The sequence below is a fragment of the Pseudomonas sp. S07E 245 genome, assembly GCF_019599025.1.
In the GTDB taxonomy this organism is placed as follows: domain Bacteria; phylum Pseudomonadota; class Gammaproteobacteria; order Pseudomonadales; family Pseudomonadaceae; genus Aquipseudomonas; species Aquipseudomonas shirazensis.
In genome coordinates this window covers 4,471,063-4,484,331 of sequence record NZ_CP080625.1, presented here as the reverse complement: position 1 = coordinate 4,484,331, position 13,269 = coordinate 4,471,063, and the positions used below count along the sequence as shown (strand labels likewise).

Genomic DNA, 13,269 nt, shown 5'->3' with positions numbered 1-13,269 from the left:
CGCCGTCTGATCAGACGGCGTTTTTCATTGTGGCGTGAGGTTTACAGGGTCTTCTCGAAGATCTTCGAGTTGCGCTGGAAGTTGTACAGCGAAGCCCGCGCCGCCGGCAGCCGCTCGACGCCACTGGGCTCGAAGCCGCGTTCGCGAAACCAGTGCGCAGTGCGCGTGGTCAGCACGAACAGGGTCTTCAGCCCGAGCGTGCGCGCCCGCGATTCGATCCGCTCGAGCAGGTCATCGCCACGGCCGCCGTGGCGGTACTCCGGGTTGACCGCCAGGCACGCCAGCTCCCCCGCCGACGAATCGGCAATCGGGTACAACGCCGCACAGGCGATGATCAGACCGTCGCGCTCGACCACACTGAACTGCTCGATCTCACGCTCCAACACCTCGCGCGAACGGCGCACGAGAATGCCCTGCTCTTCCAGCGGGCTGATCAGCTCAAGCAAACCACCGACGTCTTCGATGCTCGCCTCACGGACGATCTCGAACTGCTCCTGCGCCACCAAGGTGCCGCCGCCGTCGCGGGTGAACAGCTCGGTGAGCAGCGCACCGTCTTCGGCATAACTGACGATATGGCTACGCGCCACGCCGCCCTTGCACGCCTCGCCGGCGGCATCGAGCAGTTCGCCCTGATAGTCGCTGCCCAGCCGTGCCAGGTGCGGCGCAATCTGTTGCGGGCGCAGCTCGCGCACCAGCCGGCCGTTTTCATCGAGCAGGCCGGGCTCGGCGCCAAACAGCAGCAGTTTGTCGGCGGCCAGTTCGATAGCTGCGCGGGTGGCGACGTCTTCGCAGGCCAGGTTGAAGATTTCGCCGGTCGGCGAGTAGCCCAGCGGCGACAGCAGCACGATCGAGCGTTCGTCGAGCAGGCGATTGATGCCCTTGCGGTCGATCCGGCGGACTTCACCGGTGTGGTGGTAGTCGACCCCTTCGAGCACGCCGATCGGCCGTGCAGTGACCAGGTTGCCGGACGCCACGCGCAGTCGTGCGCCCTGCATAGGCGAGGAGGCCATGTCCATCGACAGGCGAGCCTCGATTGCCACGCGCAAGGCGCCGACCGCGTCGATCACGCAATCCAGGGTGGCGGCATCGGTAATGCGCATGCCGTGGTGGTAATGCGGGGTCAGGCCACGGGCGGCCAGGCGGCTTTCGATCTGCGGGCGCGAGCCGTGCACCAGCACCAGGCGTACGCCAAGGCTGTGCAGCAGCACCAGGTCGTGGACGATATTGCCAAAGTTGGGGTGATCGACGCCGTCGCCGGGCAGCATGACGACGAAGGTGCAGTCACGGTGAGCATTGACGTACGGCGAAGCGTGGCGGAGCCAGGTTACGTAATCGGGCATGACAGGGCCTGTGGCTAAGTGGACGGAGAACGGTCAAGACGCACAACGGTGCGAGGTCATCGTCGGAACAGGCTTGCGGTCACGCGCACTCTCCTCTAGGCAGGAACGAATCAGCTCAATGGACGTTTAGCTCAGGCAATAGTGCCTGATCAGGTCACGCAATAGACGCACGGTAGGCTCGATACGTGACATTTCAAGGTATTCGCCAGGCTGGTGAGCACAGGCGATGTCGCCCGGCCCAAGCACAATGGTCTCGCAGCCCAGCTGTTGCAGGTACGGCGCCTCGGTGGCGAAGGCCACCGCTTCGGCGCGGTGCCCGGTCAAGCGCTCGGCCACACGTACCAGCTCGCTGTCGGCGGCCTGCTCGAACGGCGCCACCTCAGGAAACAACGGTTTGTAGTCGATGCTCACCTGATGCTGCTCGGCCAGCGGCACCAGCTTGGCGCGAATGGCCGCGCGCAGCTGCTCCGGGTCCATCCCGGGCAATGGCCGCAGGTCGAACTCGAGCGCGCACTGACCGCAGATCCGGTTGGGGTTGTCGCCACCGTGAATGCAGCCGAAGTTCAGCGTCGGCGTCGGCACGGTGAACTGCGGGTTGCTGTAGGTCTGCTGCCATTGCTGGCGCAGGCCGATCATCTCGGCCATCACTGCGTGCATCGCTTCCATCGCACTGTGGCCCAGGCTTGGGTCTGACGAATGGCCGCTGCGGCCGAGAATATCGATGCGTTCCATCATGATGCCCTTGTGCAGGCGAATCGGCCTGAGCCCGGTCGGCTCGCCGATCACCGCTGCGCGGCCAAGCGGCTGACCGGCCTCGGCCAGGGCGCGGGCGCCGGACATCGAGCTTTCTTCGTCGCACGTAGCAAGGATCAGCAGGGGTTGTTTGAAGTCATGTTCGAGCAGCGGCAGCACGGCCTCGATCACCAGCGCGAAGAAACCTTTCATGTCGCAACTACCCAGCCCAACCCAGCGATCGCCCACCTCGGTCAGTTTCAGCGGGTCGCTCTGCCACAACTGCTCGTCGAACGGCACCGTGTCGCTGTGGCCAGCCAGAATCAGCCCGCCAGGGCCCGTGCCGCGGCTGGCCAGCAGGTTGAACTTGCCGGGGGTGACCTGCTGGATATCGCATGTGAAGCCAAGGTCAGCCAGCCAACCGGCGAGCAAGTCGATCACCACGCGGTTGGACTGATCCAGTGCGGGCTGGGTGCAACTGACCGATGGCGCGGCGATCAGGGCGGCGAACTGGTCTTTCAGCGATGGCAACGGCATGCGCGGATTCCTCGAAAACGTCGACCCATCATAACAATGCCTGACGTAGACGGCGCAAGGCCGCTGCACCGGGGCAACCGACCAGTCGGATCACAGCAGCACGGCTGACTGCTGTAGACTGCCTTGCAACGATGCCCCTCCTTCGAGCCCGCGATGCACAAAGAAACCGAACTCAAACTCCGCGCCAGCCGCGAGACTCTCACCGCCCTTCGTGAGCACCCCCTGCTGAAGAAGCGCAACAAGTCCGGCTGGCAGACCCGCGAACTGCTCAACCAGTACTTCGACACCCCTGAGCGTGAGCTGTCCGCCGCGCGTGTCGCCCTGCGTCTGCGCCGCGATGGCGATGCCGTCATCCAGACCCTCAAATGCCGTGGCCAGAGCGTCGCAGGCCTGTCTGAGCGCAACGAATTCGAGTGGCCGCTGGAAAAAGCCAAGCTCGACCTGAAAAAACTCGACGCCAGCTGCTGGCCCGAGCAACTCTCCGAGCTCGACAAAAAGACCATCAAACCGCTGTTCACCACCGACTTCACCCGCGAGTTCGCCGAGATCTCCTGGGGCCGCGGCAAGGCCAAAGTGGTTATCGAAGCAGCGCTGGACCAAGGCTTTGTCATCGCTGGCAAGCGCAAGGAAGAAATCTGCGAGCTGGAGCTTGAGCTGCGCGAAGGTTCCGCCGAAGCCCTGCTGGAACTGGCCGCCGAGCTGGCCGCGAGCCTGCCCTTGATGCCCTGCGACATCAGCAAGGCCGAGCGCGGCTATCGCCTGCTTGAGCCAGACAGCTACGAGCTGGACCTGCCGAGCGCCGAGCTCGACGCCGAAATGCCGGTCGACGATGCCTTCACCGCCCTGGCCTGGCAGTTGCTGGCGAGCAGCCAACGGCTGGCCGAGCAGTACCGCCACAGCGGCCACTGGCGCCTGCTGCAGGACTGGGTGCAGTGCCTGAGCGAGCTGCGCGCCCTGGCCGGCAGCATGGGCCAGGCCGCGCCGCGCGCGACCACCAGCGTCCTGCGCGCCAGCCTCGACGCGCTGCTGGAAGACTGGCGCCCGCTGGTACAGGCCGGTAACGACGACGAAGACGTCCGCCGCGCCGCGCCCGAGCAGTTCAGCGAAGAGCTCCAAGACCCACGCTGGGGCCAGTTCTCGCTGGAAACCTCACGCTGGCTGCTGGCCCGCGCCTGGACCGTCGAGCGCAAAGGCCGTGGCGAACGCCAGGGCAAGGCGCAGCTGGCCAACTGGCTGCAACACCTGGTCGGCGAAGAAGCCCGCGCGCTGAAGCTGCAAGAGCGTTATGTGCAGCAGCCGGAAGACCTTGGCGAGCAGTTGCCACGCATCGAAACCCTGCTGACCTGGCTGCGCCACGCCCGCCAGGTGCTCGACGTGCCGCAAATGGATCGCCTCTATGGCGAGCTGAACAAGCTGCACAAGCTGGCTGAGCAGCCGTTGGGCGAGGAAGAGAACGACGAACTGCTGATCGCCCGCGTCGAGCAGGCCCGTGCGATCGAGCAGAACCGCGCCTGGAAGCACCTGCTCAAGTCGCCGTCAACGCGCTAACGGCAGGCTGGTCGTGGACTTGATTTCGGACAAGGCCACGATCGAGTTGACCTCCTGGATCCCCGGCACATTCGACAGCTTTTCGAAGAAGAATCGTTCGTAAGCTTCGATGTCTGGGGTGACAATGCGCAACAGGAAGTCCACCGACCCCATCAGCACGTAACATTCCAGCACCTCGGGGAATTCACGGATCGCTTCGGTGAAGCCGGCGAAGTTGGACCGCCCGTGGGCGTTGAGCTTCACCTCGGCAAAGATCTGTGTATTCAGGCCGACCTTCTTGCGGTCGAGCAGGGTCACCTGAGCGCGAATCACCCCCTCTTCCTTCAGCCGTTGAATACGCCGCCAGCAGGGTGACTGCGACAGGCCCACGCGTTCGGCAATCTGCGCGCTGGACAATGAAGCATCCTCTTGTAGCAGCTGAAGGATGCGCCGGTCATAGGCGTCCAGTTCGCTTTGCATTAATTATTCTCCAAGCCGCCGATAGGCGAATAGATCAATCTGCCTAGCTGACAAATCGTCTCAATCATAGCGAAAAAATGCCACCTGCCGCGTGGCAGAATTTCTTCCGTCCTGGAGGAGAATCACATGAACGCACTTGAACGGCCCGACACCCTGCCCCGCTCCGACGTCTGGGCCGCCAGCGCGGCGCACAGCCACGTGCGTTATCAACTGCAAGCTGAGGCTGAGCCAGACAGCCTGTGCCGAGTGCTGAACCTGTTCGCGATGCAGTTCCTCACGCCCAATAGTGTGCAGATGCGTCAGCAGGGCGACTGGCTTGAGCTGGAAATCGGCATCGATGGTTTGAGCTGGCATCGCGCCGAAGTCATCGCGCAGAAGCTGCGCAATCTGGTTTGTGTCGGCGAAGTCGAGCTGAGCAACTTGCCGCAGTTGCAAGGCGTAGCAGCAGGCTGATAGGTGCTGGGCCTGCTTCGCAGCCTACAGGTTTAGGCGGCGCTACAAGTCCCGGTGGGAGCGGGTTCACCCGCGAAGGGGCGCAAAGCGGCCCCAATTTACTGAATACGACACAAGTTTCAGCCAGTAAAACCCCGCAATCGTTGCATCGACGCCAAAGCTGTCCAGGCGGCTAGCCTTGCCTGTACCTTTTCGGCACGGACGCCGCCGCGATGCATACCCAAGACAGCCACGACCTCGACCTCAAACGCCTCCTCGACGCTCTGCTCGCCGACCGCCGCCTGCAACCCGGTGACGTCCTGCGTGCCCTTGAGCAGCCTAACCAGTGCAGCAGCCACCCGCTCGAAATCATCGCCAGCCTGAACCTCAGCGATCAGCAGCGCCCCGGCCATGTCCTCGATCTGGACAGCCTGTGCCAATGGCTGGCCGATGTCGTGCAGCAGCCCTTCGTCCGGCTCGACCCGCTGCAGATCGACCTGGCCCAGGTCGGCAGCCTGATCTCGCGCGCCTTCGCCGACCGCCATGGCATCCTCGCTCTGGCGGTCGATGTGCACAGCGTCACCGTGGCCAGTGCGCAGCCCTTTCAGCGTGAGTGGGAGCATGATCTGGCACGCAGCCTGGGCAAGCGCGTCCAGCGCGTGCTGGCCAGCCCGGTGCACATTCGCCAACTGAGCCAGAGCCTGTTCCGCCTGGCCCACTCGGTGCAGGGTGCCGGCCTGCAACAGGATGCCAGCCTGGGCGAGCTCGAGCAGTTGCTGGAGTTGGGCAAGCGCCAGGGCGAGGCTGGCGCGGAGGATGCGCACATCGTGCATATCGTCGACTGGCTGCTGCAGTACGCGATCGAGCAGCGCGCCAGCGATATCCACCTCGAACCGCGCCGTGAACAAGGCCAGCTGCGCTATCGCATCGACGGCCTGCTGCACACGGTGTATGCCTTTCCGCTGGCCGTGACCCTGGCGCTGGTGAGCCGCCTCAAGCATCTTGGCCGCATGGATGTTGCGGAGAAACGCCGACCGCAGGACGGTCGCCTGAAGACGCGGCTGGCCGGCGAGATGGAAGTCGAGCTGCGCCTGTCGACCCTGCCCACCCCGTTTGGCGAAAAGCTGGTGCTGCGCCTGTTCGACCCGCAGCAGTTGCATGAGGACTTCGACCGGCTCGGCCTCGATGGCGAGCTGGGGCACCGCTGGCAGGCACTGCTGCGCCAGCGTCAGGGCATCATTCTGGTAACCGGGCCGACCGGCTCGGGCAAGACCAGCACGCTGTACGCGAGCCTCAAGCGGTTGGCCACACCTGAGGTCAACCTGTGCACCATCGAAGACCCGATCGAGCGGCTGGAGCCAGCGTTCAACCAATTGCAGGTGCAGCCCAGCCTTGACCTGGGCTTTGCCAACGGCGTGCGCGCCCTGCTGCGGCAAGACCCGGACATCATCATGATTGGTGAGATTCGCGACCGTGAAACCGCTCAGGTGGCCATGCAGGCAGCGCTGACCGGCCATCTGGTGTTGTCGACCCTGCACACCAACGATGCCTGCGCAGCGATTGTTCGCCTGCAAGAGCTGGGCGTTGCCGATTACCTGATCAAAGCCACATTGATCGGGGTGATGGCCCAGCGCTTGGTGCGCACCCTGTGCGCCACCTGCAAAGGCCAGTCAGCGCAGCCGCCTATCCCCTGCCGGGCATGCCGCAGTACCGGTTACCTGGGCCGTATCGGGCTATTTGAGCTGCTCACACCGGGTACAGCCTTGCTCGGCAGCATTGGCCCGGCGACCGACCTGGCGCAGCTGCGTCAGCATGCCCTGCGCGATGGCCTGCGCGATCTGCGCAGCGACGGTGAGGCCAAGATCGCCCGCGGGCTGACCAGTCTGAGTGAAGTGCTGAGCGTCTGCAGCTGACGAATATTCCTTAGCGCGCAAGGAACTTGGCCTGTGTATCGAGCATCCAAGCAAGCATTATCCGCCCACCCTCCTAGGTACTTCAGCATGCGTTTCAAAACAGCCATCGCCGCCGCTGTCCTGCTTTCGCTGCCCGTTGGCTCGGCCATGGCCGACAGTTTCTGGCACAACGTCATCTCGTCCGGCGCAACTACTGCGTCGACCTACCTGACGTTCAAGGATCACAAGATGATCGTCGCTGCGCAGGACGATGCCGGCAGCTTCGTTGCCAGTGAAGGGGCTATTCGCGGGCCGTTCCTTGAAGCTGCGATGCGTCAGGTACGAGCCGACAATCCAGGCCTGGAGGCAAGCGACATGCAACTGGCCAATGCCATCCTGGCCAAAAACGCTGTAGCTGAATAAGCCCGCGCTGTTGCTACCGATGGTGGCGACTGAGTGATAGCGACCGCTCCTGGGCCAGCCGTGCCGGCCCAGGAGCGATAAGCGCTGCAACGGAGGCGATTACTCGCCGATAGCGGCCTTGTAGCCAGCGGCGTCGAGCAGCTTGTCCAGCTCGGCAGTGTTGGCCGGCTTGAGTTTGAAGATCCACGACTCATAAGGGCTGTCGTTGAGCGATTCAGGGCTGTCAGCCAGGCTTTCGTTGACCGCAATCACTTCGCCCGACACCGGCGCGTAGATATCCGATGCGGCCTTGACCGACTCGACCACGCCAGCAGCGTCGCCTGCTGCGAACACTTTGCCAACTTCAGCCAGCTCAACGAAAACCACGTCACCCAGAGCCTCCTGGGCGTGATCGCTGATGCCAACGGTTACCGTGCCATCGGCTTCCAGCCGTGCCCATTCGTGGCTTTCGGCAAAACGCAGTTCGGCGGGAATATTGCTCATGTCGTAGGGTCCTCGATGTCAGGGATCAGCGGTCGACCCGCCAGGTAATTGTTCAGATCAGAATCTTGCCGTGGCGCACGAAGGTCGGTTTGACCACCCGCACCGGGTACCACTTGCCGCGAATTTCGACCTCGGCGCGCTCGCCGGTGGCCATCGGCACACGCGCCAGGGCAATCGACTTGCTCAGCGTAGGAGAGAAACTACCACTGGTGATCTCCCCTTCGCCAATCCCGGCGACGCGAACTACCTGATGGGCACGCAGCACGCCGCGTTCTTCGAGCACCAGCCCAACCAGTTTTTCCTGCACGCCGTGCTCGATTTCATTGAGCAACGCACTGCGGCCGATAAACTCGCGCTCGGCCGGCTGCCACGCAATACACCAGCCGAGGTTGGAGGTCTGCGGGGTGTGCTGCTCGTCGATGTCCTGACCGTACAGGTTCATTCCGGCTTCCAGGCGTAAGGTATCGCGCGCGCCGAGGCCACTGGGGGCGATACCGGCGCCAACCAGGTCATTGAAAAAAACCGGGGCTTGTTCGGCGGGCAGAATGATCTCCAGGCCGTCTTCGCCCGTGTAGCCGGTGCGCGCGATGAACCAATCGCCCTCGGCCACGCCTTCGAATGGCTGCAGCTCACGGATCAGCGCTGCGCGCGACCAGGACACCAGCTCAGCCACCTTGTCGCGAGCACGGGGGCCCTGGATGGCGATAATGGCCAGCTCCGGACGTGGCGTGACGTTGACCTCGTAGCCGGCGCTATGCGCCTGCAGCCAGGCGACGACCTTGGCTCGGGTAGCGGCATTGGCCACCAGCCGGTAGCCCGCTTCGGTGCGATACACGATGAGGTCGTCGACTACTCCGCCCTGTTCATTCAGCAGGGTGCTGTAGAGCGCCTTGCCTGTGCTGCCAAGGCGGGCCACGTCATTGGCCAGCAGGTACTGCAAGCAGCGTGTGGCTGCTGGGCCATCGACATCGATCACTGTCATGTGCGAGACGTCGAATACGCCGCAGTCAGCGCGCACCTGATGGTGCTCCTCGACTTGCGAGCCATAGTGCAGGGGCATGTCCCAACCGCCAAAGTCGACCATCTTGGCGCCTAGCGCCAAGTGCCAGTCGTACAAAGGTGTGCGCTGTCCCATGGGTTTCTCCTTCCGGGCGTGGCGAAGCGGCGACGGTCGGCGACGTTTAATCGTCACCTGATCTTGTAGGACCCGCCGCAGCGAATGGCGCGCATTGTAGCGGCAAGGGCGCGGACTGGCATCCTCAGTGAGTCTGACCCGGGCGACGGGCCGAACGGCGTATCAGGCCGATGACCGGCAACAGGCCGACCAGCACCAGCGTCAGCGCGGGCAGCGAAGCGCGTGCCCACTCGCCCTCGCTGGTCATCTCGAACACCCGTACGGCAAGGGTATCCCAGCCGAACGGGCGCATCAGCAAGGTTGCCGGCATCTCCTTGAGCACATCGACGAACACCAGCAAGGCAGCGCTCAGAGCGCCCGGTACCAGCAACGGCAGATATACCTTGAAAAACAATCTCGGCCCGCCGACGCCGAGGCTGCGCGAGGCTTCCGGCAGTGACGGGCGAATCCGCTCGAGGCTGCTTTCCAGCGGGCCGTAGGCGACCGCGATAAAGCGCATCAGGTAGGCCAGCAACAATGCCGCCAGGCTGCCCAGCAGCAACGGCCGGCCGGCACCGCCCAGCCATTGCGACAGCGGCACCACCAGTTGATTGTCGAGGTAACTGAACGCCAGCATGATCGACACCGCCAGCACCGAGCCGGGCAAGGCATAACCCAGGTTGGCCAGGCCGACACCAGCGCGGATAGCCCCGGTCGGTGCCTGGCGGCGGGCAAACGCCAGCAGTAACGCCGCGCTGACCGTGATCAGTGCCGCCATCGAGCCAAGGTACAGGGTGTGCATGACCAGGCCGACATAGCGCTCATCAAGGTCGTGCCGGCCACGCTGCCAGAACCACACCAGCAGTTGCAGCAGCGGGATGACGAAGGCGCAGGCGAACACCAGCAGACACCAGCCGCTGGCCGCCCACGCCTTGAGCCCGCGCAGGTGATACAACGCCTGCACCCGTGGCCGCTCGTTACCGCTGCGGCTGGCACCGCGAGCGCGGCGTTCGCCATACAGCACCAGCATCACCACCAACAGCAGCAAACTGGCCAGCTGGGCCGCGCTGGACAGGCTGAAGAAGCCGTACCAGGTCTTGTAGATGGCGGTGGTGAAGGTGTCGAAGTTGAACACCGCTACGGCGCCGAAATCCGCCAGGGTTTCCATCAGTGCCAGGGCGATGCCGGCGCCGATGGCGGGCCGCGCCATCGGCAACGCAACCCGCCAGAACGCCTGCACCGGCGAAAGGCCCAGGACCCGCGCTGCTTCCATCAGGCCTTTGCCCTGAGCCATGAAAGCGCTGCGCGCGAGCAAATACACGTAGGGGTAGAACACCAGCACCAGCACGGTGATTACCCCGCCGGTCGAGCGCACGCGCGGCAGGCGCATCGGCCCGAACAGCTCACGCAGGGCGCTCTGCACCGGCCCGGCGAAATCCAGCAGGCCAACGAACACGAACGCCAGCACATAGGCCGGAATGGCGAACGGCAGCATCAAGGCCCAGTCGAGCCAGCGCCGCCCGGGGAACTCGCACAGGCTGGTGAGCCAGGCAAGGCTCACCCCAAGCACGGTAACGCCGATGCCCACGCCAAGCACCAGGGTCAGGGTATTGCCCAGCAGACGGCTCATTTGGGTGTCGAGCAGGTGCGACCAGATCTGCATATCGATCGACTGCCATGACAGCAGCAGAACACTCAGCGGCAGCAGTACCAGAGCGGCGATCAGGCCGACCGGCAGATACCAGCGGCGTTGGGGAGCGTGGGACAAATCCAGAGTCTCGTTTATGAGTTGGGGCTGCTTTACGGCCCTTCGCGGCGGTCCGGCGTCCCGGCAAGCCCGCTCCCACAGGGAACGCGCGAAGTCTGACTCCAGCGTTGTATCTGTGGGAGCGGGCTTGCCGGGACGCCGGACCGCCGCGAAGGGCTGCAGAGCAGCCCCATTGGCTTAACTGACCGGCATCACCCCGAAGGGAATTTCAAGCATAAAGCCTGGCGCTTAGTTCCAGCCAGCCCGATCCATCAGGCGAATCGCCTCTGCCTGGCGCTTGCCGGCCACTTCCACCGGCAGGCTGTCGGCCTTGAACGTGCCCCAAGCGGCCACTTCAGCCGATGGCTTGACCTGTGGGTTGGCCGGGAACTCCTGGTTGATGTCGGCAAACAGCTTTTGCGCTTCTTCGCCGGTCATCCACTCCACCAGTTTTTTCGCCGCTTCCGGGTGCGGCGCATGCTTGGTCAGGCCGATGCCCGAGAGGTTGATGTGCACGCCACGGTCACCCTGATTCGGCCAGAACAGCTTGATCGGCAGATCGGGCTGCTGCTTGTGCAGGCGGCCGTAGTAGTAGGTGTTGACCAAGCCCACGTCGCACTGGCCGGCTTCGATGGCCTGTAGCACAGCGGTGTCATCGGAGAACACGTCAGTGGACAGGTTGCCGACCCAGCCCTTGATGATCTGCTCGGTCTTGGCCTCGCCGTGAGTCTCGATCATGGTCGCGGTCAGCGACTGGTTGTAGACCTTTTTCGCAGTGCGCAGGCACAGGCGCCCTTCCCACTGCTTGTCGGCCAGCGCCTCGTAGGTGCTCAGCTCGCTCGGTTTGACCCGCTCGGTGGAGTAGACGATGGTCCGCGCACGCAGGCTCAGACCGGTCCAGTCATGGGACTTGGCGCGGTACTGAGGGGGGATGTTGGCGTCGATGACGTCCGACTTGATCGGCTGCAAAATGCCCATCTGCTCGGCCTGCCAGAGGTTGCCGGCATCCACGGTCAGCAGCAGGTCAGCCACGCCGTTCTGGCCCTCGGCCTTGATGCGCTGCATCAGCGGCGCTTCCTTGTCGGTGATGAACTTGATCTTGACCCCGGTCTTGGCCGTGTAGGCGTCGAATACCGGTTTGATCAGCTCATCGATGCGCGAGGAGTACACCACCACTTCGTCCGCCGCATGCACAGTGCCGCCGAACAGGGTCAGGGCCAGGGCGGCCAGTAGGTGCTTGCGTGGCAACATCGGGTATTCCTCGCGGGTGATTGAGCTGCGAATGGTAGTGAATACCATTAAGCAGCTCACCCGCTGAGCAGTTACCAGATGTTGCAGTCAGGGCCGGGCCAATTCCGGCAGATCGCCAGACAAGCCCAGCGCCTGCCGCACGAACAGCGCCTTGGCCTCAGGCAACTGCTCGACCAGCTTCAAACCGCTGTTGCGCAGCCAGCGCAGCGGCAACGGATTGGCCTGGAACAGCCGCTCGAAGCCCTCCATGGCCGCCATCAGCGCCAGGTTGTGCGGCATGCGCCGGCGCTCGTAGCGGCTCAGTACCTTCACATCCGCCAACCGCTCGCCGCGCTCGCAGGCCCGTACCAGTTCTTCGGCCAATACGGCGGCATCAAGAAAGCCCAGGTTGACGCCTTGCCCGGCCAGCGGGTGAATCACGTGGGCGGCATCGCCGATCAATGCCAGACCTTCAGCCACATAGCGCTTGGCGTGGCGCTGGCGCAGCGGCACGCAGACCCGAGGGTCAACCTCAAGGACCTGACCCAGACGCCCCTCAAAGGCGCGCTGGAGCGCCTCGGCGAAGGCGGCATCATCATGCCTCATCAATTGCTCGGCCTGCTCTGGGGTAGTCGACCAGACGATCGAGCACCACTGCTGGCCGCCATCACGCGCCAGCGGCAGAAAGGCCAGCGGCCCCTCGTCGGTGAAGCGCTGCCAGGCGGTGGCCTGGTGCGCCTCGCTGCAGCGCACGCTGGTGACGATGGCTTGGTGCAGGTAGTCCCACTCGCGGGTTTCGCAGCCGGTCAGGTGGCGCACCGCCGAGTTGGCGCCATCGGCAGCGATGACCAGTGGTGCGCGCAGGCGACGGCCATCGGCCAGGGTCAGCAGCCACTCATCACCGGAGCGGCGCATCTGCTCCAGGCGGGCATTGGCCAGCAGGCCGATGTCGCTGTCGAGCAAGCGCTCCAGCAGGCCGTCCTGGACTACCCGGTTTTCGACGATGTGGCCCAGCAGGTCGGCGTGCACACTGGCCGCCGAGAAGTGGATCTGGCCGGTGCCGCTGCCGTCCCACACGTGCATGTCGGTGTACGGCGACAAGCGCCGGGCGACGATGCCATCCCAGGCGCCGAGGCGCTCGAGGATGCGTTGGCTGGCTGCCGACAAGGCACTGACCCGCGGCTCGAACGCGGCTTGCTGGTCAAACGGCTTGACCGACAATGGGCCGCCGTCGAGCAGGACAACTTGCAGGCCGCTGTGGCGCAATGCCAGGGCCAGGGCGCTGCCGACCATACCGGCACCGACAATCAGTACATCTGCGCGCGTTTCCAT

At 64.2% G+C, this 13,269-nt stretch carries 12 protein-coding genes; 4 read left to right on the top strand and 8 right to left on the bottom strand.

The genetic code is table 11. The annotated features are described in order from the left end of the window. Positions 1-41: 41 nt before the first annotated feature. Both argA and argE read right to left on the bottom strand, forming a co-directional pair. The gene (gene argA / locus K3F44_RS20680; protein ID WP_101315304.1) at positions 42-1,340 is read right to left on the bottom strand and encodes an amino-acid N-acetyltransferase; all 1,299 of its coding nucleotides are present in this window, start codon (positions 1,338-1,340) and stop codon (positions 42-44) included. Between the two features lie 126 nt (positions 1,341-1,466). Next, positions 1,467-2,609: an acetylornithine deacetylase gene (gene argE, locus K3F44_RS20675; RefSeq protein ID WP_101315302.1), complete on the bottom strand. Its 1,143-nt coding sequence runs from the start codon at positions 2,607-2,609 to the stop codon at positions 1,467-1,469. Between the two features lie 153 nt (positions 2,610-2,762). Between argE and K3F44_RS20670 the strand changes: the two genes are divergently transcribed. Further along, positions 2,763-4,157 carry an inorganic triphosphatase gene (locus K3F44_RS20670; protein WP_220632879.1) on the top strand — a complete coding sequence of 465 codons (1,395 nt, stop codon included), beginning with the start codon at positions 2,763-2,765 and terminating at the stop codon, positions 4,155-4,157. Here the strand turns inward: K3F44_RS20670 and K3F44_RS20665 are convergent. Then, entirely contained in the window at positions 4,146-4,616 is a 471-nt protein-coding gene (locus K3F44_RS20665; RefSeq protein ID WP_101315298.1) for an Lrp/AsnC family transcriptional regulator, read from the bottom strand. The two genes, K3F44_RS20670 and K3F44_RS20665, sit on opposite strands and share 12 nt — an antisense overlap. Before the next feature lie 126 nt (positions 4,617-4,742). Here K3F44_RS20665 and K3F44_RS20660 point away from each other — a divergent pair, with 126 nt between their 5' ends. The 3 genes from K3F44_RS20660 to K3F44_RS20650 all read left to right on the top strand — a co-directional run bounded on the left by K3F44_RS20660 (position 4,743) and on the right by K3F44_RS20650 (position 7,363). After that, entirely contained in the window at positions 4,743-5,069 is a 327-nt protein-coding gene (locus K3F44_RS20660; protein WP_101315296.1) for a hypothetical protein, read from the top strand. 212 nt (positions 5,070-5,281) lie between these two features. Further along, positions 5,282-6,961, top strand: a complete 1,680-nt coding sequence (locus K3F44_RS20655; RefSeq protein ID WP_220632878.1) for a GspE/PulE family protein — start codon at positions 5,282-5,284, stop codon at positions 6,959-6,961. A gap of 87 nt (positions 6,962-7,048) precedes the next feature. Next, complete coding sequence (locus K3F44_RS20650; protein WP_150573485.1) at positions 7,049-7,363, top strand: DUF2388 domain-containing protein; 315 nt, start codon at positions 7,049-7,051, stop codon at positions 7,361-7,363. Between the two features lie 99 nt (positions 7,364-7,462). Here K3F44_RS20650 and gcvH read toward each other — a convergent pair whose 3' ends face one another. From gcvH to K3F44_RS20625, 5 genes are all read right to left on the bottom strand, one after another. After that, positions 7,463-7,846 carry a glycine cleavage system protein GcvH gene (gcvH, locus tag K3F44_RS20645; RefSeq protein WP_150570420.1) on the bottom strand — a complete coding sequence of 128 codons (384 nt, stop codon included), beginning with the start codon at positions 7,844-7,846 and terminating at the stop codon, positions 7,463-7,465. Between the two features lie 52 nt (positions 7,847-7,898). Next, a complete protein-coding gene (gene gcvT, locus K3F44_RS20640; protein WP_101315288.1) occupies positions 7,899-8,981 on the bottom strand; it encodes a glycine cleavage system aminomethyltransferase GcvT in 1,083 nt (360 codons plus the stop codon). Between the two features lie 124 nt (positions 8,982-9,105). After that, positions 9,106-10,728, bottom strand: a complete 1,623-nt coding sequence (locus K3F44_RS20635; RefSeq protein ID WP_220632877.1) for an iron ABC transporter permease — start codon at positions 10,726-10,728, stop codon at positions 9,106-9,108. Between the two features lie 228 nt (positions 10,729-10,956). Continuing rightward, positions 10,957-11,958 (bottom strand): extracellular solute-binding protein, encoded by a 1,002-nt coding sequence (locus tag K3F44_RS20630; RefSeq protein WP_220632876.1) that lies wholly within the window; start codon positions 11,956-11,958, stop codon positions 10,957-10,959. An 87-nt stretch (positions 11,959-12,045) separates the two neighbouring features. Continuing rightward, positions 12,046-13,269: a 2-octaprenyl-3-methyl-6-methoxy-1,4-benzoquinol hydroxylase gene (locus K3F44_RS20625; protein WP_150573481.1), complete on the bottom strand. Its 1,224-nt coding sequence runs from the start codon at positions 13,267-13,269 to the stop codon at positions 12,046-12,048.

What these genes read in the sequence shown, in the direction of transcription:
- argA (WP_101315304.1), bottom strand. Translation starts at nt 1,340, where the DNA reads ATGCCCGATTACGTAACCTGGCTCCGCCACGCTTCGCCGTACGTCAAT.
- argE (WP_101315302.1), bottom strand. Translation starts at nt 2,609, where the DNA reads ATGCCGTTGCCATCGCTGAAAGACCAGTTCGCCGCCCTGATCGCCGCG.
- K3F44_RS20670 (WP_220632879.1), top strand. Translation starts at nt 2,763, where the DNA reads ATGCACAAAGAAACCGAACTCAAACTCCGCGCCAGCCGCGAGACTCTC.
- K3F44_RS20665 (WP_101315298.1), bottom strand. Translation starts at nt 4,616, where the DNA reads ATGCAAAGCGAACTGGACGCCTATGACCGGCGCATCCTTCAGCTGCTA.
- K3F44_RS20660 (WP_101315296.1), top strand. Translation starts at nt 4,743, where the DNA reads ATGAACGCACTTGAACGGCCCGACACCCTGCCCCGCTCCGACGTCTGG.
- K3F44_RS20655 (WP_220632878.1), top strand. Translation starts at nt 5,282, where the DNA reads ATGCATACCCAAGACAGCCACGACCTCGACCTCAAACGCCTCCTCGAC.
- K3F44_RS20650 (WP_150573485.1), top strand. Translation starts at nt 7,049, where the DNA reads ATGCGTTTCAAAACAGCCATCGCCGCCGCTGTCCTGCTTTCGCTGCCC.
- gcvH (WP_150570420.1), bottom strand. Translation starts at nt 7,846, where the DNA reads ATGAGCAATATTCCCGCCGAACTGCGTTTTGCCGAAAGCCACGAATGG.
- gcvT (WP_101315288.1), bottom strand. Translation starts at nt 8,981, where the DNA reads ATGGGACAGCGCACACCTTTGTACGACTGGCACTTGGCGCTAGGCGCC.
- K3F44_RS20630 (WP_220632876.1), bottom strand. Translation starts at nt 11,958, where the DNA reads ATGTTGCCACGCAAGCACCTACTGGCCGCCCTGGCCCTGACCCTGTTC.
- K3F44_RS20625 (WP_150573481.1), bottom strand. Translation starts at nt 13,269, where the DNA reads ATGGAAACGCGCGCAGATGTACTGATTGTCGGTGCCGGTATGGTCGGC.